At 71.5% G+C, this 21,250-nt stretch carries 19 protein-coding genes; 11 read left to right on the top strand and 8 right to left on the bottom strand.

The window, feature by feature from the left end; translation table 11 throughout:
• The first annotated feature begins 193 nt into the window (after positions 1 to 193).
• On the top strand, positions 194 to 2,368 hold the full coding sequence (locus JOE38_RS08715; RefSeq protein WP_204575762.1) for a KAP family P-loop NTPase fold protein: 2,175 nt from the start codon (positions 194 to 196) through the stop codon (positions 2,366 to 2,368).
• Positions 2,369 to 2,446: 78 nt separating this feature from the next.
• The gene (locus JOE38_RS08710; RefSeq protein ID WP_239544787.1) at positions 2,447 to 3,484 is read left to right on the top strand and encodes a glycosyltransferase family 9 protein; all 1,038 of its coding nucleotides are present in this window, start codon (positions 2,447 to 2,449) and stop codon (positions 3,482 to 3,484) included.
• Between the two features lie 9 nt (positions 3,485 to 3,493).
• On the opposite strand, the gene JOE38_RS08705 is transcribed toward JOE38_RS08710, so the two are convergent.
• Genes JOE38_RS08705 through JOE38_RS08695 form a run of 3 tightly spaced genes read right to left on the bottom strand, consistent with a single transcriptional unit; the run spans position 3,494 to position 6,362 of the window.
• Complete coding sequence (locus tag JOE38_RS08705; protein WP_204575760.1) at positions 3,494 to 4,540, bottom strand: DUF1266 domain-containing protein; 1,047 nt, start codon at positions 4,538 to 4,540, stop codon at positions 3,494 to 3,496.
• A gap of 53 nt (positions 4,541 to 4,593) precedes the next feature.
• The gene (locus tag JOE38_RS08700; protein ID WP_204575759.1) at positions 4,594 to 5,658 is read right to left on the bottom strand and encodes a S66 family peptidase; all 1,065 of its coding nucleotides are present in this window, start codon (positions 5,656 to 5,658) and stop codon (positions 4,594 to 4,596) included.
• A 35-nt stretch (positions 5,659 to 5,693) separates the two neighbouring features.
• On the bottom strand, positions 5,694 to 6,362 hold the full coding sequence (locus JOE38_RS08695) for a response regulator transcription factor (protein ID WP_204575757.1): 669 nt from the start codon (positions 6,360 to 6,362) through the stop codon (positions 5,694 to 5,696).
• A 124-nt stretch (positions 6,363 to 6,486) separates the two neighbouring features.
• On the opposite strand from JOE38_RS08695, the gene JOE38_RS08690 reads away from it, so the two are divergent.
• On the top strand, positions 6,487 to 6,765 hold the full coding sequence (locus JOE38_RS08690) for a GlsB/YeaQ/YmgE family stress response membrane protein (protein WP_204575755.1): 279 nt from the start codon (positions 6,487 to 6,489) through the stop codon (positions 6,763 to 6,765).
• Positions 6,766 to 6,879: 114 nt separating this feature from the next.
• Here the strand turns inward: JOE38_RS08690 and JOE38_RS08685 are convergent, their stop codons facing one another.
• Positions 6,880 to 7,707, bottom strand: a complete 828-nt coding sequence (locus JOE38_RS08685; protein WP_239544786.1) for a ferritin-like domain-containing protein — start codon at positions 7,705 to 7,707, stop codon at positions 6,880 to 6,882.
• 399 nt (positions 7,708 to 8,106) lie between these two features.
• On the opposite strand from JOE38_RS08685, the gene JOE38_RS08680 reads away from it, so the two are divergent.
• Positions 8,107 to 10,020: an ABC transporter ATP-binding protein gene (locus JOE38_RS08680; RefSeq protein ID WP_204575753.1), complete on the top strand. Its 1,914-nt coding sequence runs from the start codon at positions 8,107 to 8,109 to the stop codon at positions 10,018 to 10,020.
• Between the two features lie 26 nt (positions 10,021 to 10,046).
• Here JOE38_RS08680 and JOE38_RS08675 read toward each other — a convergent pair whose 3' ends face one another.
• Complete coding sequence (locus JOE38_RS08675; protein ID WP_204575751.1) at positions 10,047 to 10,910, bottom strand: sugar phosphate isomerase/epimerase family protein; 864 nt, start codon at positions 10,908 to 10,910, stop codon at positions 10,047 to 10,049.
• A gap of 173 nt (positions 10,911 to 11,083) precedes the next feature.
• Here JOE38_RS08675 and JOE38_RS08670 point away from each other — a divergent pair, with 173 nt between their 5' ends.
• The 3 genes from JOE38_RS08670 (at position 11,084) to JOE38_RS08660 (ending at position 13,668) form a co-directional block, all read left to right on the top strand.
• Entirely contained in the window at positions 11,084 to 11,812 is a 729-nt protein-coding gene (locus tag JOE38_RS08670; RefSeq protein WP_204575749.1) for a ThuA domain-containing protein, read from the top strand.
• Between the two features lie 38 nt (positions 11,813 to 11,850).
• Positions 11,851 to 12,942, top strand: coding sequence for a Gfo/Idh/MocA family protein (locus tag JOE38_RS08665; protein WP_239544785.1), 1,092 nt, complete (start codon positions 11,851 to 11,853; stop codon positions 12,940 to 12,942).
• Between the two features lie 117 nt (positions 12,943 to 13,059).
• Complete coding sequence (locus JOE38_RS08660) at positions 13,060 to 13,668, top strand: nitroreductase family protein (RefSeq protein ID WP_204575747.1); 609 nt, start codon at positions 13,060 to 13,062, stop codon at positions 13,666 to 13,668.
• 85 nt (positions 13,669 to 13,753) lie between these two features.
• Here the strand turns inward: JOE38_RS08660 and JOE38_RS08655 are convergent, their stop codons facing one another.
• Positions 13,754 to 14,161 carry a hypothetical protein gene (locus tag JOE38_RS08655; RefSeq protein WP_204575746.1) on the bottom strand — a complete coding sequence of 136 codons (408 nt, stop codon included), beginning with the start codon at positions 14,159 to 14,161 and terminating at the stop codon, positions 13,754 to 13,756.
• A 301-nt stretch (positions 14,162 to 14,462) separates the two neighbouring features.
• Here JOE38_RS08655 and JOE38_RS08650 point away from each other — a divergent pair, with 301 nt between their 5' ends.
• Both JOE38_RS08650 and JOE38_RS08645 read left to right on the top strand, forming a co-directional pair.
• Positions 14,463 to 15,890, top strand: a complete 1,428-nt coding sequence (locus tag JOE38_RS08650) for a serine hydrolase domain-containing protein (RefSeq protein WP_307838850.1) — start codon at positions 14,463 to 14,465, stop codon at positions 15,888 to 15,890.
• 304 nt (positions 15,891 to 16,194) lie between these two features.
• A complete protein-coding gene (locus JOE38_RS08645) occupies positions 16,195 to 17,241 on the top strand; it encodes an acid phosphatase (RefSeq protein ID WP_307838849.1) in 1,047 nt (348 codons plus the stop codon).
• Positions 17,242 to 17,324: 83 nt separating this feature from the next.
• On the opposite strand, the gene JOE38_RS08640 is transcribed toward JOE38_RS08645, so the two are convergent.
• Positions 17,325 to 19,217, bottom strand: a complete 1,893-nt coding sequence (locus tag JOE38_RS08640) for an amidase family protein (protein ID WP_204575744.1) — start codon at positions 19,215 to 19,217, stop codon at positions 17,325 to 17,327.
• A gap of 115 nt (positions 19,218 to 19,332) precedes the next feature.
• Positions 19,333 to 19,515 carry a PspC domain-containing protein gene (locus JOE38_RS08635; protein ID WP_119403388.1) on the bottom strand — a complete coding sequence of 61 codons (183 nt, stop codon included), beginning with the start codon at positions 19,513 to 19,515 and terminating at the stop codon, positions 19,333 to 19,335.
• A gap of 116 nt (positions 19,516 to 19,631) precedes the next feature.
• Here JOE38_RS08635 and JOE38_RS08630 point away from each other — a divergent pair, with 116 nt between their 5' ends.
• On the top strand, positions 19,632 to 20,444 hold the full coding sequence (locus JOE38_RS08630) for a hypothetical protein (RefSeq protein ID WP_204575742.1): 813 nt from the start codon (positions 19,632 to 19,634) through the stop codon (positions 20,442 to 20,444).
• A gap of 197 nt (positions 20,445 to 20,641) precedes the next feature.
• Complete coding sequence (locus tag JOE38_RS08625; RefSeq protein WP_204575740.1) at positions 20,642 to 21,220, top strand: ANTAR domain-containing protein; 579 nt, start codon at positions 20,642 to 20,644, stop codon at positions 21,218 to 21,220.
• Positions 21,221 to 21,250: the final 30 nt, after the last annotated feature.

Genomic DNA, 21,250 nt, shown 5'->3' with positions numbered 1-21,250 from the left:
TGGTGCGGCCGAGGTCATTGCTGATGGGGTAGACGAGCGCGTCGGGTGGTTCGGATGTATGAACATCGGTGCTCACCGGTCTTGGCCAGCCATTGACCATCCCGAGGCCGAGGAGTTCAGTATCTCGGTCGCGAGTCCCAAAAAAAGGGTTCCCATCTACTTCGCCTTGTGAAGTCGTGGCATAGTGGCGCCCATGAGCACCAATGACTCAGCTGCTGGCTGGCTTCAGGACGATCCCATCCGAGATGAAGAAGGATCTGAGGACAGGCTCGATCGCGGAGGTTTCGCAGATGTCGCTGCGGGAATCCTAGCCAACCTGGCTAGCGGTGACGGGTCGTCAGTTGTGGCCGTTATAGGCCCTTGGGGTTCAGGAAAATCGAGTCTCCTGAATATGATTAGAAGGAGACTGGCTTCAGCACAAACCCATGAATCTGCTGCTTGGATCGAGGTTGAGTTCAACCCATGGTATTACGCGGACCAAAGCAGCTTACAAGCAGGGTTTTTCCGCGAGCTCAGGGCGGCCCTTCCCAAATCGCACTCTTGGCGGCGTGCAAGAAGAAACTTAGCAATAATTGGTCGCGTAACGGCTCCCCTGGCGACACTTTTTTCTGGTATTGGTGTTAATTTGCAGGGAGTCATAAAGGCCGCTACTGATTGGCTCCGCAGTGACGAACCGCTATCTCAGGCGTACCGAAATCTGAATCGTGACTTATTGCAGGCAAAGCGACCCTTGTTGGTCATACTGGATGACCTGGACCGTCTTTCTCCGGACGAGCTACTGCTGGTATTTAAGCTGCTACGGCTCACGGGGCGTCTGTCAAACGTTCATTACCTAATTACATATGATGAAAAGACTCTAGTTGACGTCCTGACGAGAACAGGGCTGGTCAACGCAGGCGAGCGGCGACGAGCAATCGAATATCTTGACAAGATTGTTCAAGTGCGCCTCGACGTGCCACCTATGAGAAGTGCACAAATTCAAGCGCTCCTCAACGTGGAGATTGGTGCCATGGCAGAGTCGGCCGGATATGTGGTGAAGGAGGGGGCGCTGCAGCGCTTTACGCGTGCGTACTACGCGGTACTTCGTAAGAATCTGTCTAGCCCGAGGGCTCTACTGCGTTTTCTTTCTCAAGCCCGCGCTTTTCTACCAAAATCTTCGATTGATTTTGACCTCGAGGATTACTTACTACTGTCGTGGATAAGGAGTAGCGAACCGCTGCTGTATTCAAGTATTCAGGCTAATCGATCTAATTTAGTTGCCGACTCTAACGCGCATTGGCCGACCGCGCGGTCTCAAAAGGGTGGGCAGCCGGTACGGGCATTTTGGGTACAAATTTTTGAAGACGCGAATATCGAGACGCACCATCAAGAGGCCATTGCGAGTCTGCTTGGGGATATGTTCCCGTTGTTTTCGCGCGATTGGAGTGCAAACGGTGACTTGTCTAATTTGCCGCCTGTACCGGCGCCCCGAATTGGGAATGACATGTACTTTGACAGGTACTTTCATTTCTCGGTGCCGGATGATGATATTAGCGACCGGGCAGTACGCGACGCGTACTCGCAAATGGGCCAGGAAGGCATCAATGAGGAATTACGGATCATCGAGTCTCTATTACTAACGCAACCTGACCTAGTTCTCAACAAACTTGCCGACGCCCACGCGGCAAGCGTCACGGGGGGCGTAGCCTTTCTTAATTGGCTGGGGCGACACTATGGCATGCTACCGCAAGAGCGGGGTATCTTGACTCCCCGTGATCGAATGAGATCTCTCGGTTATGGAATATTCGCGGACCTATCGTCAGATGAGCAGAAAAGTGTTCTAGCGATCCTCGCAGAATTTCCAGGCGGGCTTGCTGTTGCTTCATCGTGGGTCTACGCCGTTTTGGATCCTTCGTCTCGATACTGGGAACCTGACGGCGAGGAGAATGATTTCCACGAACTGCAGAGGTTCTTTGTGGGTCTTCTCAAGCAAGAGTTTGCTAAACGTCAATCTATTCCGCCGCTAGATTGGGATAATGACTCATGGGGGCTTGTATGGGATTGGCGACGGTATGACGAGCTAGGGCTCCGGGTTTGGATCGAGGGGCGCTTCGCTCAGTCGCAGTGGTCGCCTTTGGATGCGGTGGCTCGTTTGGTAAAAAGCAGCGTGCTACTCGGCGTCCCTGGTGCTAAGTTCATGCTTGCTGGTTTAGATATCAACCTCGTTGAGGAGCTATACGGCGTATCGTGGGTGATGAATCAACTTCATGTTGAGATTGACAACGCGGAGGAGTCGTTTATACCTGAACGGTCATTACTCGACACGCCTGAAAATCGACGTGCGTACGCATTGCAGCAACTCAAGTTTCGGCGTGACGGCGAGATGTGATTACTATTTTCATTACTGTCGCCGGATCTGCGTGACGACGAGTGACGACGTTCGTCTCTGACTGCCAGTATGGAAGTCATGCAATCCGAAACTCACGACGCTGACACGGTTCGTAGTGCGCCGCACGATCTGAACGCCCCCGCCGAGATCCTCGTCCTCCGCGCCATTAAGCTCGGCGACATCCTCGTGGCCGTCCCCGCGCTCCGCGCCATCCGCCGGGCGCACCCCGACGCCCGCATCTCGCTCGCGACCACCGGCTGGCTGGCGCCCGTCGTGAAGCTCCTCGGCATGGTCGACGAGCACCTCCCGCAGCAGGGCTTCGACCACCCGATCGCGCGCGAGCCCGGCACGGTCGATCTCGCGATCAACCTGCACGGCGCAGGCCACGAGAGCCGCACCCTCCTCCACGAGCTGCGCGCGCACCGCACCCTCGGCCACGCCGCGCCCGAGCTCGACGGGATGGCCGCCGCCGACGGCCCCGCCTGGGAGGACCACGTCCTCGAGCGCTACCGCTGGGCCCGGCTCGTCTCCTGGCACGGCATGCCCGCGGATCCCGAGGACGTCGGCATCCTCGTCCCCGCCGAGCCGCCCGTCGCCGAGCACGCCGTCGTGATCCATGTGGGCGCCGCCTACGGATCCCGCCAGTGGCCCGTCGACCGCTTCGCCGCGGTCGCCCGCGCGCTCGCCGACGAGGGCCGCACGGTCGTCTTCACCGGATCCGACAAGGAACGCGAGCGCGCCCTGGAGGTCGCCGCCCTCGCCGGCATGCCCACATCGACCGTGCTCGCGGGCGAGCTGGCCCTCGACGCGTTCGCCGGCATCATCGCGGCCGCTGACCTCGTCATCTCCGCCGACACCGGCGCCGCCCACCTCGCGACCGCCTACGGCATCCCCTCGGTCGTGATCTTCGGCCCGGCCCCGCCCGAGGAGTGGGGCCCGCCCGCATCCGGCCCGCACATCGTGCTGACCGACGCGTCGCAGCGCCTCGGCGACACGTTCTCGGCCATCCCGGATCCGGCGCTCCTCGCGATCACGCCCGCCCACGTCCTCGAGGCGGCCCGCTCCCTCGACGGCCACCGCGTGATCCGCCCCCTCACGGGCGAGCCGCGCGACTGATCCGGCGGGTCAGCTCCGCGGCGTCGCGGCTCCCGGCCACGGCACCGTCGCCGCCGGCCACGCGGACGCGACGAGCGCATCCCGCACCCGCCGCTGCGACTGCACCGCGTCGAGGCTGTCGGTGCGGAACGCGAGCGCGAGCGACACGTCCGCCCAGTACGCGTCCCAGCCGTCGTAGGTCGCGAAGATCCGCGCGCCGATCTGCCGGATGAGCGCCCACGCGTCGTCCGCGGGAAGGTACCCGGCGACGTAGGCGTAGCGGATCGCGCCGATCGTGCGCTCGCTGTCGCCCGCGAGCAGGAGCACGGGCGGCCGGCCGCCGTGCGGCCGGGTCAGGTCGATGATCTCGAACTCGCTCCGACCGGTGAGCGCGGCCATGCGCGACACCATGCGCTCCGCCTCCTCGGACACGGCCAGCTCCGCGAATCGCGCCGACTGCGGCCCCTGCGCCAGCGCATCCGCCACGAACAGCTCGATGTCGTCGCGCGACGCGATGCGGAACTGCGTGTCGAGGGCGGCGCGGTGCTGCGCGAGCGTCGTCATCGGCAGGCCTGCCCACTCGTGCCCGGTCGCGCCGTCGGCGTGCTTCGTGCGCAGCTCCGCGGGCATCTCGGCCCACGTCGGCTGGAACGCGAGCGACGAGTTCCAGCCGCCGAAGGAGAAGTCGCTCACGGCGTCGAGCGCGAGCAGCTGCTGCTCCTCGAGCAGCAGCGGTCGGATCCGCGCCTGGGCCACGTAGTCGAGCTGGTCCCGCCGAGGCGCCCGGGCGTCGATCTGCTGGAAGACGAGCGACGCGACGAGCAGGCCCACGCCCATCCCGAGCGCGAACAGCACGATGGGCATGGCCGGGCCGCCCTCCGGCTCGCCGGACGTCGCCACCATGATCCCCAACGCCGCGCCGGCCGCTCCGAACGGCAGCGCCAGGGCTGTCACGAGCAGCGCGCGCGTGCCCTTCCCGCCGCCGGGCCGCAACCGCTGCGCGTCGAGCATGCGGGCGTAGCGCACCCGGGCGCGCACGGGGAACTCGACCTCGCCGGGGTGGTTCTGCAGCGTCACGCGCGAAGCCTATCCAGCGGGCGGGTCGGCACCGCCGTCCGGGCGTCGACCCGTCAGGAGTAGTCCGCGTGCACCGTCTTCGCCGCCCCGTCGAGCCGTACCGTCCCGCCGTGGGGCAGGATCCACTGCGGCCGCGTGTGGCCGAACGGCACGCCCACGCACACGACGGCGCGCGGGTTGTAGCGGGCGATCTGCTCGATGACGGTGTCGCGCTGCTCGGCCCGCAGCCGCGCGCGCTCCTCGGCCGACGGCACGGGCGCGCCCATGACGACGGTCACCGGTCGGGCGACGAGGACGCCCGCGACGACGTCGAGGATCCCGCGCTCGCCGAGCCCGCGCACCCACCGCCTCACGCTGTCGGCCGACGGCACCTCCTCGCTCGTCTCGAGCAGCAGGATCCCGCCCTCGAGCTTCGCGACCTCCGGCATGCGGCCGGCCATCGCGATCTGGTCGATCACCTCGATGCAGCCGCCCCACGTCGGCCCCTCCACCGTCGCCGCGGGGCCCGCCCACTTCCACGGCTCCGTCGCGGTCCGCTCGCCGTGCTCGGTGAGCGCGCGAGGATCCGTCCAGTCGATCCCGTGGTCCTCCGACTCCCCGGGTTCGGTGATCTCCAGCTCGCCGCCCTCGATGAGCGCCGCCCGCAGCGACCGCAGGTGCACGTCGTCGATGGCGGGGCCCGCGCCGAGGTGCACCTGGGTGGATCCGCCGTAGAAGGAGGGGATGCCGAGCCCCGCCAGCAGGTTGTGCAGGTTCGTGTTGTCGCTGTAGCCGAGGAACGGCTTCGGGTTCCGGGCCAGCTCCTCGATGTCGACGTGCGGGATCACCGTGACCTGGTCGTCCCCGCCGATGGTCGAGACGATCGCGCGGATGGAGTCGTCGGCGAACGCGGCCGTGATGTCCGCGGCGCGATCCTCCGCGCTCGCGCCGAGCCGGCGCGTGGTGGGGTAATCGACGGGGATCAGCCCGGTCGCCTCCTGCAGCCGCCGCATCGCCTGCTCGTGCACCTCGGGCGCCATGCCCGGCGCGGCGAACGCGGGGCTCAGCACCGCCACCCGATCCCCCGCCTTCGCCTTGGGCACGGACTTGCGGAACCGGGACGAGGTGGAGGGGATCATGCGCCCATGCAAGCAGGCACGGCTGGCGTCCCGCCCTACGGCCCGCCCAGCCAATGGTCGATCCGGTGGTGGTCCGGGCTGAACCCGTGCCCCACGCCCCAGATGACCGCCTGGGTGCGGCTCTGCACCTGGATCTTCCGGTAGATCGAGCGGATGTAGCTCTTCACCGTGTTGGGGGAGAGGTACGTGAGCGCCGCGACCTCCTGGTTGCTCTTGCCCTGCGTGATGAGCGCGAGGATCTCCGACTCGCGGTCCGTGATCCCCTCGCGCTTGCCCGGCCAGTCGAGCGACGGCGCGCTCGCGGCCCGCAGCGGCGCCTCGTTGAACAGCTCCTCGCCGGCGTGGATCCGCTCGAGCGCCTCCACGAGCTCCCGCGCGGGCAGCGCCTTGGAGAGGTAGCCCTGCACGCCCTGCCTGCGGGCGTCGGCGACGAGCTCGGGCTGGAAGTTCCAGGTGTAGACGACCACGCGGCGGGCGCGCGGGTTCCGCACCAGCTCCGCGATCTCGTGGTGATCCGACTCGGGCTGCGCGAACGAGTCGTAGAGCACGATGTCGATCTCGTCGGAGAGGGCCGCGTTCGCGTCGATCTCGGCGACCAGAACGCGGTCGCGGTAGTCGTCGAACATATGGGCGAGGCCCTTCAGCACCACGTCGTAGTCGTCGACGAGCGCGATCGTGACGGGGCGGGTGCGGGTGTCGGGCATGGATCCACCATCCCACCCCCAGGGGTGTGCTGCCACACCCCGCAGGGTGGTTGGTTGGAGTCATCGCCCCGAACGGGCACCACCGCGCGTCTTCCTGACGTGCTCGCACAGAAGAGAGATCACCATGCTCGGACTCATCATCAGCCTCATCGTCATCGGCCTCATCGCCGGCTTCATCGCCCGCGCGGTCGTGCCCGGCCGCCAGAGCATGTCGATCCTCATGACCATCGTGCTCGGCATCGTCGGCTCGTTCGTCGGCGGCTTCCTCGCGTTCCTGCTCTTCCAGCGCGACGCGATGGACGGCTTCTTCCAGCCCGCCGGCATCATCGGCTCGATCATCGGCGCCATCATCGTGCTCTTCATCTACGTGAAGGTCCGCGGCCGCAAGTCCGTGCGTCGCTGAACACGGCCGGGCGACCCGTCGATGCGCTGGCGCGCGTCTGACGACAGCCGGTAGCGAGAGACGAGGAGGGGCGGGTGGCCATGTGGTCGCCCGCCCCTCCCGTCGTCCCCGGGGTCAGGCGCAGGCGGGCTGGGCGTCCGCCGGCCCCAGCAGCGGCGCCCGCGGATCCACCAGCACCGAGCGCGCGGCGGCGCCGAACTCGCGCATCGCCCGCCGCCAGTACGCGCGCGGCGCGACGCCACAGGCATGCAGCGCAGCCCGGTGGTCGACCACGATCACCGTCGCCGCGCCCGCCGCGACGACCGTCCACGCGGCGCCGATGAGCGCGCGCAGGGGAGCGGGGGTGTCGTGGAAGCCCGTGCGGAGGCGGTCGATCTGGAAGCGGACGTGGTCCCGCTCGTCGTCCGCGATCCGCTGCCCGAGGGCCCGGAGCGCGGGATCCGGGGCGTGGTCGGCGAGGGCGTGGAAGTAGCCCGTCGCGACCGTCTCGGCGATGAGGAACAGGCTGATCTCCGTCCGCAGCCCGATGAGGTGCCGCAGCCGGGTGAACGCCGCGTCCGTCCAGTGCGCGGGCAGCGCGGGCGCGTCGAGATGGTCGAGCGCGCGGAGGAACAGGGCCGCGTGCTTCTGCTCCTCCTGCACGAGGAGGGCGAGCGCGTGCGTGTAGGCGGGATCGCCCGCGTCGGTCGCCATCCGCAGCAGGTGGACGCCGTCACCGCTCTCGCCGAGCGCGAACCGCTGGAACGAGCGGACGAACGCGCGGCGGGTGCGGGCGTCCATGGGCGAGGGCGCGTCGGATGGAATCAGCTCCTCGGGTGTCAGGTGCCGGTCGGCGTTGGCGTGGAAGTGGGCGATCCAGTCGGCGGCGGTCGCCATTCGGGTCGCGCCGACCGCTCGCGGACGGGGGTCGGGGTGCGCTGTGCTCTGCGTGATCGAGGTCATGCCCTCACGCTAGGAACGGCCTGCGCCCCGCCTCGCCGGGCGCGGGAGTGACGTCGGGGGTCACCGCGCCGTATCCCGCGGCGCGCGCGTGGTCCGCGAGGCGGACGCCCGCTACCTCCTCCGCGCGACGGCTCCCGGCGCCGGCGCCCCGCGCACCGCGTGTCCCATCCGGTGACGCTTCGCCCGCGCGGCGTGATCGCCGCCGTCCGTGGCTCATGATGGGGATGCGCGCATCGGCAGGATGAGCGATGCGCGCCCCGCCCGAGGATCCGGCCACGACGACGACGTCGCCGACCGGACCGTCTCCGGGCCGCCGCCCAGCCCGCCGCCGCCGCGGATCATCCCGAACCCGGGCGCACCGCCGCTCGCACCGGGCGGGTGCCGATGAGAGGAACCACCATGAGCATGGAAGGCGTCGCCTGGAGCTCGCTCTACAAGATCTCGAGCGCCCGGGATGGCGCGAACGGCATCTCCCGCGAGTCCGTCCGCCGGATCCTGACGTTCGCGGTGCCGTATCGGGCGAAGCTGGTGCTCTTCATCGCGCTGTCCGTCGTCGGCGCGTTCCTCGCGGTCGCGACCCCGGTGCTCGCCGGCCAGGTGGTCGACGTCATCGTCGCCCGGGGCGAGGTCGCCACGATCATCCTGCTCGCCGTCGTCATCGCCCTCGTGGCCGTGGCCGACGCCGGCGTCTCGCTCGTGACGCGCTGGTACTCGGCGCGCATCGGCGAGGACGTGATCCTCGACCTCCGCACCGCCGTGTTCGATCACGTCCAGAAGATGCCCATCGCGTTCTTCACCCGCACGCGCACGGGCGCCCTGGTGAGCCGCCTCAACAACGACGTGATCGGCGCGCAGCAGGCCTTCAGCGGCACGCTGTCCGGCGTGGTCACGAACCTCGTGGCGCTGATCCTCACCCTCATCGTCATGCTCAGCACCTCCTGGCTGGTGACCGTGCTCGCGGTGATCATGCTGCCCGTGTTCCTGGTGCCCGCGCGCCGCATGGGCGGTCGCCTCGCCGCGCTCCGCCGCGAGGCCGCCGACCACAACTCCGCCATGAGCACGCAGATGACGGAGCGCTTCTCGGCGCCCGGCGCGACCCTCGTGAAGCTGTTCGGCCGGCCCGACGAGGAGTCCGCGGAGTTCCGCGTCCGTGCCGCCCGCGTCCGCGACATCGGGGTCCGCACCGCGATGCTCCAGTTCGTCTTCGTCACCGCGCTGACGCTCGTCTCCGCCCTCGCCCTGGCGCTCGTGTACGGGCTCGGCGGCGTCCTCGCGCTCGGCGGCCAGCTCGACACCGGCGAGGTCGTCACCCTCGCGCTCCTCCTCACGCGCCTCTACGCGCCGCTGACCAGCCTCGCGAACGCGCGGGTCGAGATCATGAGCGCGGTGGTGAGCTTCGAGCGGGTCTTCGAGGTGCTGGACCTCGAGCCGCTCATCCAGCAGAAGCCCGACGCCGTCCTCGTCCCGGAGGGCCCGGTGGCAGTGGAGTTCGACGACGTCCGCTTCGCCTACCCGTCCGCGGACAAGGTGTCGCTCGCCTCCCTCGAGGAGGTGGCGACGCTCGACACCCGCGGCGGCGACGAGGTGCTGCACGGCGTGTCCTTCCGCATCGAGCCGGGGCAGACCGTCGCCATCGTCGGCACGTCCGGCGCCGGCAAGTCCACGATCGCGCAGCTGCTCTCGCGCCTGTACGACGTCGACAGCGGCGCCGTGCGCCTCGCGGGGACGGACGTGCGCGACGTCACCTTCGCCTCCATGCGGCACACCCTCGGCATGGTGACCCAGGACGGCCACCTGTTCCACGAGACGATCCTGTCCAACCTGCGCCTGGCCCGGCCGGACGCGACCGACGACGAGGTGTGGGACGCCGTCCGGCGCGCGCGGCTCGAGCCGCTCATCCGCTCCCTGCCGGACCAGCTCGACACCATGGTGGGGGAGCGCGGCTACCGGCTGTCCGGGGGCGAGCGCCAGCGCATGACCATCGCGCGGCTCCTGCTCGCCCGCCCGCGCGTCGTGATCCTCGACGAGGCGACGGCCGCGCTCGACTCCACGTCGGAGGCCGCCGTGCAGGCCGCGCTGAGCGAGGCGCTCGAGGGGCGGACCGCGCTGGTCATCGCCCACCGCCTCTCCACCATCCGCAGCGCCGACATGATCCTCGTGGTCGAGGACGGCGCGATCGTCGAGCGCGGCACGCACGAGGAGCTGCTGGCCGCGGGTGGTCGCTACGAGGAGCTGCACCGGACGCAGTTCGAGGTGCCGAAGGACGTCGCGGCGGACGAGGAGGCGGAGGCGCTGAGCGGGCCCGGGCGCTGACGCCAGACCCCGATCCGCCGCTCACCTCACCCGAAGACCCGCCGCACCACCTCGTGCTCCTGCTCGAGGCCGTCCCACTCGTCGGATCCGTCGGGCCGGGTCGACTCGTTGACCATCGCGAGCGCGCCCTGGTAGCCCGCGTCCTGCAGAACGCGGAGGGAGCGGGCGTAGTCGACGTCGTCGAGGCGACCGCCGTCGTCGCGGTGGGCCTTGGCGTGGCACGTCACCGCGTGCCCGGCGATGCGGGCGAGCTGCTCGTGCTTGTCGGGCATCGTCCAGTTGCCGAGGTCGATGAGGAGGCGCACGCCCTCCGCGTCGGCCAGGAGCGCGAGCACCGCGTCCGCGTCGGGCAGCAGCTCGCGCCAGTTCTCCGTGACCACCGCGACGCCCGGGTGCGCGGCGGCGAGACGGGACAGCCGCCGCGCGCTCGCCGCGAGCGTCTCGGGCGTGGGTGCGCTCCGACCGGCGACGACGCGGGCGTGGTGCGCGCCCAGCGTCTCGGCGTCGTCGAGCTGCGCGGAGATCCACCGCTCGTGCAGGTCGGCGTCGGTCGGGTGCGTGAGGTCGCCGTCGTCGACGAGGAACGCGTCGAGCGTGATCGCCGACGCCGCGAGCGACGCCCGCAGCTCGGCGAGGTAGCCGGCGTCCCGCGTGGGCAGCTGGAAGTGGGTGATCTGCACGGCCCGGTAGCCGCGCCGCGCCAGCTCGGCGGGCAGATCCAGGAGGTCGAGCGCTCCGGCGGCGCGTCCGCCCGCGGTGGTGGGGCCGGATCCGTCCGGGCCGGGGACCCGCGGATGCCCGAGCGTCCCGTCGAGGGACCAGGCGTGCACGGCCTTGTCGGTGGGGCGGGTGGATCCGGTCGGGCCAGCCGTGCCGGTCGGCTCGCTCATCGCATCGCTCCGCGGTCGTCGTCGCTGGCGGTCATGCGGCCTCCGTACCGCCCGCATCGGCGCGGGCCATGCGTACGATCGTAGGCGCGGGCACCCGCCGCGTCACGGCCCACCCGGGCCCTGCCGGTCGCACGTCGCCCGCCCACCCCGATCACCGCCGAACGAGGAGCGCCATGGACATCGTCGTCTGGAACGAGAACGTGCACGAGAGCCGGGGTGACGCGACCGTGCTGTCGCACTACCCGGACGGGATCCACGCCGTGGTCGCCGACGGCCTCCGCGAGCTGCTCGGCGACGACGCGCGCGTGAGCACGGCGACCCTCCAGGAGGATCAGCACGGCCTCACCGAGGAGCGCCTCGCCGCCACCGACGTCCTCTACTGGTGGGGCCACGTCGCCCACGGCGAGGTGTCCGACGAGGTCGTCGCGCGCGTGATCCGCCACGTGCACGCGGGCATGGGCCTCGTCGTCCTGCACTCCGGCCACTACTCGAAGGTCTTCACGCGCCTCATGGGCACGACGTGCTCGCTCAAGTGGCGGAACGACGGCGAGCGCGAGCTGGTCTGGACCATCGCGCCGCAGCACCCGATCGCGGCGGGGATCCCGCACCCGATCGTCATCGACCGGCAGGAGATGTACGGCGAGCAGTTCGACATCCCGCGCCCCGACGAGGAGGTGTTCCTCTCCACCTTCGCGGGCGGCGAGGTCTTCCGCTCCGGAGTCGCGTACCACCGGGGCCGCGGCCGGGTCTTCTACTTCTCACCCGGCGACCAGGAGTACCCCGTGTACCACCACCCCGACATCCGCCGCGTGCTCGCGAACGCGGCCCGCTGGGTCGCGCCGACGGACGGCCGCGCCGACCTCACGGCCGACGAGCACCCGCGCGACTGGTTCCTCGCGTGAGCCGGCACGGTTCCGAGTCCGGAGAGCCGGCGAAGCGCATGCCGAAGCCGACCGCCGAGCCATCCGCATCCGCATCCCCGCCCGCTGACGACAGCCCCCGCGTCCGCGTGATCCACGTCGGCCTCGGCGGCTGGGGCGGCGACTGGGCGCGCAACGCCGTGCCCCGCGTCACGGAGATCGAGGTCGTCGCGATCGTGGATCCGAGCGAGCCCACGCGCGAGAAGGTCCGCGCGCTGCTCGGCCTGCCGGAGGCCGCCGCGTTCGCCTCGCTCGCCGACGCGCTCGCCGCGGTGGAGGCGGACGCCGTCATCGTCACCGCGCCGGCCGTCACCCACGCGCCGCTCGCGCTGGAGGCGCTCGAGGCGGGGAAGCACGTGATCGTCGAGAAGCCCTTCGCGAACTCGACTGCCGAGGCCGCCGCCGTCGTGCGCCGTGCCGAGGAGCTGGGGCTCATCGTGCAGGTCAGCCAGAACTACCGCTGGTACCCGGCGCCGCGCCGCGTGCGCGAGCTCCTCGCGGCCGACGCGCTCGGCGAGGTCGCGACCATCGAGATCGACTTCCGCCAGTGGGACAACGACGAGCCCGACGACTACCCGCACTACCGCTTCCCGGAGCCGATCATCAACGACATGGCGATCCACCACTTCGACCTGATCCGCATGGTCACCGGTCGCGAGGCCGTCCGCGTGTTCGCCCGCACCAGCCGCCCGTCGTTTAGCCACTATCGCGACCCCGCGGTCGCCTCCATGGTCATCGAGCTGGAGGGCGGCCTGATCGTCGACTACCGCGGCAGCTGGCTGCACCGCGGACCGGTCACGCCGTGGGCGGGCGAGTGGCGCATCTCCGGCGAGGACGGCGAGCTGACCTTCACGAGCCGCGGCGAGGGCGTCTCGGCCGACCGGGTCGGGATCCGCGACGCCGACGGCACCGAGCGCGAGCTGGACCTCGAGAACCTGACGCTCATCGGCCGCGCCGCGGGCCTGCGCGCATTCGCCCTCTCGATCCTCGGCGGCCCGCCGCCCGAGACGAGCGGCCGCGACAACCTCGGCAGCCTCGCGCTGATGGAGGCCGCGGGCCGCTCGGCGGAGTCGGGCCGCTTCGAAGACGTGCGCGACCCGCTCGCGGGGTAGGTCGCACGGTGGGGACGCGGCGCGGCGCCGCCCAGGAATAGCCGGGCGGCGTCCCGCATTGTGATCCGCGAGGCCCGACGGAGCGCCGCATCCCCGACATCGACCGAAGGAACCGCCATGACCCTCACCGAGGACGCCACCACCCCCGCATCCACCGAGCGCACCGCCGACACCGCCGTGCCGATCGTGCGCGAGCTCGACACCCGCTGGAGCCCGCGCTCCTTCGACACGGACGCCACCGTCTCCGACCAGCAGCTCGACGCCCTGCTCGAGGCCGCGCGCTGGGCCCCGTCCGCCAGCAACCAGCAGCCGCGCCGCTTCATCGCCGCCCGCCGCGGCACGCACGCCTTCGACACCATCGTCGACGCGCTCGTCGGCTTCAACGCCGCGTGGGCCGTGAACGCCTCCGCGCTCGTCGTCGCCATCGCCGAGACCTCCACTGTCGAGGGCGAGAAGCGCCCCTACGCCGCGTACGACCTCGGCCAGGCTGTCGCCCACCTCTCCGTCCAGGCGCAGGCCGAGGGCCTCCACACGCACCAGATGGCTGGCGTCGAGTTCGACAAGCTGTCCGCCGCGTTCGACCTGCCCGAGAACCTGCAGCCGCTCACGGTCACCGCCGTCGGCACGGTCGCCCCCGCCGACGCGCTCGAGGGCCCGCTCGCCGAGCGCGAGACCGCGCCGCGCACGCGCCTGCCGCTCTCCGAGCTGGTGCTCGTCCGCGAGTAGTCGCCCCATCGCGGCGCATGCCGCACCCCATGCAGCAGCGGCCGCCGACCCTCGGGTCGGCGGCCGCTCGTGCGATGTGCCCGGGTCAGCTCCCCAGCACCCGCCCGATGAGGTCCTGCACGAAGGGGATCGCGTCCTGCACCTGGTCGACGCTCGCGATGGTGGTGGCGACGAGCGGCCACGCGGATCCGACGAGGGTCGCGACCACGGCCGACACCGCGGCGATCCACGCGACGCGGCCGTCCCGGGTGCGGGCGGAGATCACGAGCATCACGACCCCAACCACCAGCGACACCCCGACGCCGAGCGCGATGAGGGTCACGGGGACGTCGAGCTGGCCGGCCGTCGCGGCGTCGGCCGCGCCGATGAACCCGAGCACGGGCAGCAGCGCGACGACGACCACGACCGCGCTCACGATTGCGCCGGTGAGCGTCGCGGCCCACACGGCCCGCGGACGCCGACGACGCACGGCCCCGTGCACGCGCGCGCTCATCGTCCGGCCCCGTCCCGGGATCCTCGGATCGTCTCTCGCATGGCTCGTTCCTCCTGGTCGGTGACGGCGGGTCCGTCCCCCAGTGGACGAGACGGGCCCGCGCGACGTCCTCCCGGTCCAGCGGCTGCACAGCGGAGGGGCCGGATGCTTCGGTCGGCGGACATGCCGGCCGCCGCTGCATCGCCCGCCCGGCGCTCGCCGCGCTGAGGGCGGATCCCCGGCCGGCCGCGGCGACTCGCGTAGTGTCCGACGGACGACCCGCGACCCGGAGGTCGGCCCCCGCCGCCCGAGCCGTGCCGCCGTGCATCCCGCGAACACCGTCCCCGACACGAGCCGGAGCCCCGCCATGACCGAGATCCTCGACTACGTCCGCACCTGGCTCGACCACCGCGTCTGGCAGACCCGCGTCCCCGGCGCCCAGGTCGCCATCGCCCGGCACGGCGAGGTCGTGCTGTCCGAGGCGTTCGGCGTCGCGGATCCCACCACCGACGCGCCGCTGAGCCCCGCGCACCTCTTCCGGGTGGCGTCGCACTCCAAGTCGTTCGCCGCCACCGCGATCCTCCAGCTCGCCGAGCAGGGCGTCCTCCGCCTCGATGACGCCCTCGGCCAGCACGTGCCCGAGCTGGCCGAGGCGGGATCCGAGCTCTCCGGCGTCACGGTCGCCGCGCTCCTCGAGCACGGCGCGGGCGTCCTCCGCGACGGGTTCGACGGCGACCACTGGCAGCACTCCGGCCCGTTCCCCGACCGCGCGCACCTGATCGCCATCGCGACCTCGCCCGGCGTCGCGAAGGTCGCGCCCGACACCGCGTTCAACTACTCGAACATCGGGTACTCGCTGATCGGCCTCGTGATCGAGTCGGCGTCGGGCCTGTCCTTCGCCGACTACCTCGCCGAGCGGATCGCGGCGCCGCTCGGCCTCCGCGACACCACCGCCGAGTACGTGCCGGAGCGCGCGGACGAATACGCGGCGGCCTCCACCTCGCTCCGCACCTCGCGCGAGCGCACCGTCCTCCCGCACGTCGACACGCGCGCCATGGCCGCCGCCACCGGCGTCACGAGCACCGCGTCCGAGCTCGTCACCTTCTTCTCCGCGCTCGTGCTGCCGGGCGACGAGCGGCTCATCTCGGCCGCGTCGAAGCGCGTCCAGCAGCGGCCGCGCTACGCCTCCAGCCAGGATCCGGCCGGCACCCGCCGCTACGGCTACGGCCTCATCATCGAGCGCGTCGGATCCGCCGCGCACGAGGCCACGGTCGTCGGCCACTCGGGCGGGTACCCGGGCCACATCACGCGCACGGCGGTGGATCCCGCGAGCGGCTGGGCGGTCAGCGTCCTCACGAACGCCATCGACGGCCCGGCGGCCGCGCTCAGCACGGGCATCCTCGAGCTGCTCCTCGCCGACTCGGCGGCCACCGACGCCGAGCGCGCCGCGGTCGACGCGCCCTTCACGGGCCGCTTCGCCAACATGTGGGGGATGCAGGACTTCCAGGTCGTCGGCGACCGCTTCCTCCGCATCGACCCGACGGCCGAGCACCCCCTCGACTCCGTGGACGTGCTCGAGCGCACGGGCGACTCCTCGGCGCGCATCGTCGAGGGCGACGGGTTCGGATCCGTCGGCGAGGAGGTCACGGCCGACCGCGCTCCCGACGGCAGCGTCGACCGGATCCGCGCGGGCGGCGGCATGACGCTCGAGCCCTGGACCCGGGCGATGGTCCCGCGGTCGCGCGGCTGAGGCCGAGCCCCTCGCGGGTGGCCGGGCGGACGCACCGCCCGGCCACCTCCGCTCCACCTCCCGGAGGGATCCGCGTCACGCGCGATCCGTACGGTGCCGGAGGCCGCACGGCCGCCCGCTCCCGACGAGAGGCACGATCATCCCCACCCTGCTCCGGCGTCCCCGCGCCCGCACCACGACGCTGCTGTCGACCACCGCGATCCTCGGCCTGCTGCTCACCGGCACCGGCGTCACCGCCGCGACCGCCGCCGACGCGCCCACCTCGAGCACCACCGCCCCGGCCATCGCGCCCTTCGACCAGGCCGTGCTCGACGCGCCCTACCCGTCGAACAGCACCTACGACTTCGTGCCGATGCTCGACCAGTTCACCTCGCTCAAGGCGAACCGGCCCGACATCATGAAGCTCAACGACAAGAAGACCATCACGATCAACCAGGCCGCCACGAAGGCGCAGTCGGCCCGGGCGATCATCGACCAGTACGCCGACATGTCCATCACGATGTCGGACGGCCTCGGCAAGAACCTCGGCGAGATCTACCGCACGGCGCGCGAGGCGGGCCAGCTCCCGAAGACGGATGCGCTGCTCGCCAAGAACGGCGGCCTCGTCGGCAAGTACTCGTCCACCAACCCCGTGAAGACGTACTTCGCCAACCCGCGCCCCTACGTGGCGTTCCCGCTGAAGCTCAAGTACCGCGACAAGCCCAACGGCAACGCGTGGGCCGGCCAGGACGGCTCGTACCCGAGCGGCCACACCTCGCAGGCGTTCTGGCAGGGCACCGCGCTCGCGACGATGCTGCCGGAGCTCGCGCCGCAGATCCTCGCCCGCGCCTCCGACGCCGGGAACAACCGCATCATCATGGGCGCGCACTACCCGCTCGACGTGATGGCCGGCCGCATGATGGGCCAGAAGATCGTCGAGCGCCGCTGGTCCGACCCGGAGTTCCGCACGCTCTTCGAGCAGGCGTCCACCGAGCTCCGCACGGTGCTCGAGGCGAAGTGCGGCGCGCCGCTCGCGGTCTGCATCGCGAAGGACAAGCCGTACCTGTCCACGAAGCAGGCGCTGAAGGTCTACGAGCAGCGCATGAGCTACGACTTCCCGCGCGTCGGCGACAAGGGCCAGCCGATGACGGTGCCGACCGGCGCCGAGTCGCTCCTCATCACCAGCCACCCCGACCTCACGCCCGAGCAGCGCCGCCAGGTGCTCGCGCTCACCGCGATCGACTCGGGCGAGCCGCTCGACGAGGGCACCGAGGGCAGCTGGCAGCGCATCGACCTCCCGGCCGCCATGGCCGCGCAGGTGGTCGTGACGGCCGACGGCACGGTGTCGCTCGTGAAGCACGGGAAGCGCTGACCGGATCCGGATCCGCGCACGGAGGAGGGGCGGGTGGCCGTGTGGCCGCCCGCCCCTCCGTCGTCCCGTGGGCGCTCGCGGGCTCAGGCCGGGATGCGACGCCGACGCCGCACGAGGCCCGCGGCGACCACGATCCCGCCGACCAGCGCGAGGCTCGCGGCGATGGCGAGGTTCTCGGCGAGCGTGTTGACGCCGATGCCGGCCGTGCGGACGGCGCCGAGCGCCTGCGGGGTCGGGTCGGCTGAGGCGGGATCGTCGCTCGCGGCTCCGGCTGCCTCCGCTGCAGCTGCCGCTGGTGCGGGATCCACGTCCGCCGCCAGCTCCGGCGTCGTCCCCGGCGCGACCCGGTGCCGGGTCGCCTGCTCGTACGCGAAGGCCATCGCGAGCAGGTCGCCGTCGTAGCTGCGGGGCGCGGCGAGCTCGAGGCCGACGGGAGCGCCCGTCGAGGTGAAGCCGGCAGGGACGGAGATCGTCGGGATCCCGGTGTTCGCGCCGACGTCGCAGAACGTGGTGCCGGCCCAGGTCGGCGTGGCGGTGGTGGCGCTCGTCGGCATCGCGAGCGCGTCGATGCCCTGCTCGACGAAGAACGCGTCCATGGCGGCCTTGCCCGCGTCCTGCTCCGCGATCGAGCGCTCGTAGTCGGGGTTGGGGACGTCCTCCTGTTTGAGGAAGTACGCGATGTCGGAGTCGGTGAGGGCGCTCGGCCGATCGGCCATCACGTCGGCGAAGGAGAGCACGTCGGCGGGCTCCGTGCGAGCCGCGACGCGGGCAGGCCAGGTGGCCGGCGTCTCGCGGAGGAAGCGGTCGATCGCCGGGCGCATGTCGCGCCACCCGCCGCTCTGCAACGTCCGCTCCACGAACTCCTGCGTGAGCGGCACCTCCACGACCTCCGCGCCCTGGGCCTCGAGGTCGCGCACGGCCTGCTCCATGAGCGCGGTCGTCTCGGCGAGGCCCGGCTTCTCGGGATCCTCCGGGATGTCCCAGCGCACCCAGCCGATGCGCTTCCCGGCGAGCGCGGTGGTCGACAGGCCGGAGACGTAGGCGTCCGTGTCCTGCTGGTCGGCGATGTCGGTGAGCGGATCCGCGGGGTCGCGCCCCGCGAGCACCTCCGTGAGGAGCGCGGCGTCCGCGACCGTGGTCGTCATCGGCCCGGAGACGTCCTGCCGCGGCGACAGCGGCACGATGCCGGCCGTGCTCGTGAGGCCCATCGTCGGCCGGAAGCCCACGAGCGACTGGTGCGCGGCCGGGCCCAGGATGGATCCGCACGAGTCCGTGCCGAGGCCCGCCGGCGCGTACGCGGCCGCGACCGCCGCCGCCGTGCCGCCGCTGGATCCGCTCGCGCTCCACGACCGGTCGTACGGGTTCGCGGTGCGGCCGCGCGCGGAGCTCAGCGTGTACGTGCCGTGCCACGCGAACTCGGACATGTTCGTCTTCGCGAGGATGATCGCGCCGGCCGCCCGCAGCCGCGCGACCGCGGTCGCGTCGGCCGTCGTGCGGTAGTCGCGGAGCGCCGCGCTGCCGACGGTGGTGGGCATGTCGGCCGTGGCGTGGTTGTCCTTCACGACTACGGGCACGCCGTGCAGCGGCCCGCGGATCGTGCCGGCGGCGCGCTCCGCGTCGAGCGTCGCGGCCGTCGCGAGCGCGTCCGGGTTCGTGGTGATGACCGCCTGCAGGCCCTTCGCCTCGGCGCCGTCGTCGTCGTACGCGTCGATGCGCGCGAGGTAGGCGCGGGTCAGCTCGACGGAGGTGGTGGATCCGGCCTCGAGGAGCGCGAGCGCGTCGGCGACGCCCAGGTCGACGACGGCGGGAGCGGCGGGCGAGGCCGATGCCGCTGCGTGGGCGTCGGCGTCGGCGGATGCCCGGGCCGGCTCCGGGGCGATACCGCCTCCCGCCGTGAGGCCCGCCGCGAGCGCCGCCGTGGCGAGCGCGCGACCGCCGGCGCGGATCCGGGCACGGGCGCGACGACGAGCGGGCATGCGGATCCATCCAGACGGGGGAGAGGGGTCTCCCCAGTCTGGGAACCGGGTGTTGCGGCGGCGTTTCCGGCGCGGGACGATCCCGGGTCGGCGACGCGCGGCGGCCCGGGCAGGGTCATCGCTGCTTGGGGAAGACGATCCAGAGGATCAGGTACAGCAGCACCTGCGGGCCCGGCAGCACGATCGAGATGACGAACAGCAGGCGGACGAGGAAGCGGCTGATGCCGAAGCGGTCGGCGAGGGCGGCGCAGACGCCGGCGATGATCTTCCCGCGACGGGGACGAGTGAGGGTGGCCATGCATCGAGCATGGCAGGAGCGGATCCGAGCCGCCGGACGGGCGCTCCGCGGACCGCTCCCTGGACAGCCCGTGGGAATGCGCGCATTCCCTCGCGTGCCGGAATTAGCGTCGGAGGATGAGGATCCGCACCCTGCCCCTGGTCCTGATCGCCTCGAGCGCGGTCGTCCTGACGTCGTGCTCCGGCCCCGACGAGGTCGCGCCCGTCCCGCTGCCGGTCCCCGAGTCCGTCGAGACGTCGCCTGCGGACGCGGGTGACGATGCCGGGACGCCCACGGCGGAGACCGCGCTCGTCGCCGCGTACCTCGACGCGGTCGCGGCCGGCGACTCCGACGCCGCATGGGGCATGCTCACGCCCGAGGCGCAGGAGTCGGCCGGATCCCGGGAGTCCTACGTCGCCTCCTCCGGCCGCGCGGGCACCGTCTCCCCGGAGGATGCCGAGCGCCTCCGCGCGGTGGAGCCGATCTCGGCCGAGGGCCCCGAGGGCGCCTTCACGCTCGTGTCCGCCGCGGACGGCGACGTCGCCGACGCCTGGATCGTGCGCGACACCGACCGGGGCCTCCTGCTCGACGACCACGTCGTGCCTGCGACCGGCGCGACGCCCTACGAGTGGCGGAATCCGGCAGCGGGCCCCGAGGGATCCGCGGATCCGGTGCCCGCCGTCGACACCTCGCGCCCGCTCTCCGTGGCGTTCGCCGCGCCGGAGGACGGATCCCAGGACGGCGGGCTCGTGGGCTACCCCGAGACGGCGTGGGCGTGGATCGACGGGACGGAGGTGCCCGTCGGGCTCGTCGCCGCGGGATCCGGCCGCCTGCTCGAGCTCGACACCTTCGCCTGGACGGACGACGACGAGGCGCCCGACGCGGTCACGCTCGTGTGGCAGGTCGGCGGCGACTCGCCCGCCTGGCGCAGCACGACCGTCGCGGCCTGACGCGGTCGGCCCGCGGCCGCCCGTGCCGCCCGCGAACGGCTCCCCGTGAGTCCTCGTCGCCGACGGTTTGGGTGCAAACCCATGGTGCGATACTCGAATGGTCGAGCCGGGGCTCGGCGTCTCCCCGCACCGCGGCGGGCCAGGGCACCCCGTGCCCGACGAGCCGCCGACGTCCTCGAACACGCGGGAGGGACCGGATGGAGCAGCACCGCTCGGCCCTGCCCGTCCGCGTCGTCGCCGCCTTCCACGCCGCCCCGAGCCGCGCCGCCGGCGTCGAGCTGCTGCTCGCCGCGCTCCTCGACGCGTCCTCCGCCACGGGTGCCGCCGTGGTCCTGCCGCGCGCGTCCGAGGTCGCGGTCGCGGGGGAGTCCGGGGTCGCGCTCGGCGGGCTCCTCGCGGCGGATCCCGTGCCCGTCGGATCCGGGCTGCTGCTCGTCGCGATGGCCGACGGCGCCGACGCGCGCACCGGGGACGGCGGCGCCGTCGCGCTGCATCGCGCGACCGGTCCCCTCGACGCGGCCGACCGCGCCGTCGCCGAGGAGGTCGCGGTGCACGCGCGCATCGCGCTCGCCGCCTGGGACACGGCGGATGACCTCGCCCTCGGCCTCGCGTCCCGCTCCGTCATCGGGCAGGCGCAGGGGATCCTGATGGAGCGCTTCTCGCTCGACGCCGACCGCGCGTTCCAGGTGCTCCGCCGCTACTCGCAGGACGGCAACGTCAAGCTCGTCGAGGTCGCGCGCCGCGTCGTGCAGACGGGCGCGCTGCCCGGCGCCTGAGCGGATCCCACCGGTGCCGATGCGTCCGCG

Source organism: Clavibacter michiganensis, assembly GCF_016907085.1.
Taxonomy (GTDB): domain Bacteria; phylum Actinomycetota; class Actinomycetes; order Actinomycetales; family Microbacteriaceae; genus Clavibacter; species Clavibacter michiganensis_O.
Note: the sequence above shows the minus strand (reverse complement) of the source record. Positions and strands in the feature narration are given on the sequence as shown.

Bases quoted from the DNA above. Each gene is read 5' to 3' on its own strand.
- JOE38_RS08715 (WP_204575762.1), top strand. From the start codon at position 194: ATGAGCACCAATGACTCAGCTGCTGGCTGGCTTCAGGACGATCCCATC.
- JOE38_RS08710 (WP_239544787.1), top strand. From the start codon at position 2,447: ATGCAATCCGAAACTCACGACGCTGACACGGTTCGTAGTGCGCCGCAC.
- JOE38_RS08700 (WP_204575759.1), bottom strand. From the start codon at position 5,658: ATGATCCCCTCCACCTCGTCCCGGTTCCGCAAGTCCGTGCCCAAGGCG.
- JOE38_RS08695 (WP_204575757.1), bottom strand. From the start codon at position 6,362: ATGCCCGACACCCGCACCCGCCCCGTCACGATCGCGCTCGTCGACGAC.
- JOE38_RS08690 (WP_204575755.1), top strand. From the start codon at position 6,487: ATGCTCGGACTCATCATCAGCCTCATCGTCATCGGCCTCATCGCCGGC.
- JOE38_RS08685 (WP_239544786.1), bottom strand. From the start codon at position 7,707: ATGACCTCGATCACGCAGAGCACAGCGCACCCCGACCCCCGTCCGCGA.
- JOE38_RS08680 (WP_204575753.1), top strand. From the start codon at position 8,107: ATGAGCATGGAAGGCGTCGCCTGGAGCTCGCTCTACAAGATCTCGAGC.
- JOE38_RS08675 (WP_204575751.1), bottom strand. From the start codon at position 10,910: ATGAGCGAGCCGACCGGCACGGCTGGCCCGACCGGATCCACCCGCCCC.
- JOE38_RS08670 (WP_204575749.1), top strand. From the start codon at position 11,084: ATGGACATCGTCGTCTGGAACGAGAACGTGCACGAGAGCCGGGGTGAC.
- JOE38_RS08665 (WP_239544785.1), top strand. From the start codon at position 11,851: ATGCCGAAGCCGACCGCCGAGCCATCCGCATCCGCATCCCCGCCCGCT.
- JOE38_RS08660 (WP_204575747.1), top strand. From the start codon at position 13,060: ATGACCCTCACCGAGGACGCCACCACCCCCGCATCCACCGAGCGCACC.
- JOE38_RS08655 (WP_204575746.1), bottom strand. From the start codon at position 14,161: ATGAGCGCGCGCGTGCACGGGGCCGTGCGTCGTCGGCGTCCGCGGGCC.
- JOE38_RS08640 (WP_204575744.1), bottom strand. From the start codon at position 19,217: ATGCCCGCTCGTCGTCGCGCCCGTGCCCGGATCCGCGCCGGCGGTCGC.
- JOE38_RS08635 (WP_119403388.1), bottom strand. From the start codon at position 19,515: ATGGCCACCCTCACTCGTCCCCGTCGCGGGAAGATCATCGCCGGCGTC.
- JOE38_RS08630 (WP_204575742.1), top strand. From the start codon at position 19,632: ATGAGGATCCGCACCCTGCCCCTGGTCCTGATCGCCTCGAGCGCGGTC.
- JOE38_RS08625 (WP_204575740.1), top strand. From the start codon at position 20,642: ATGGAGCAGCACCGCTCGGCCCTGCCCGTCCGCGTCGTCGCCGCCTTC.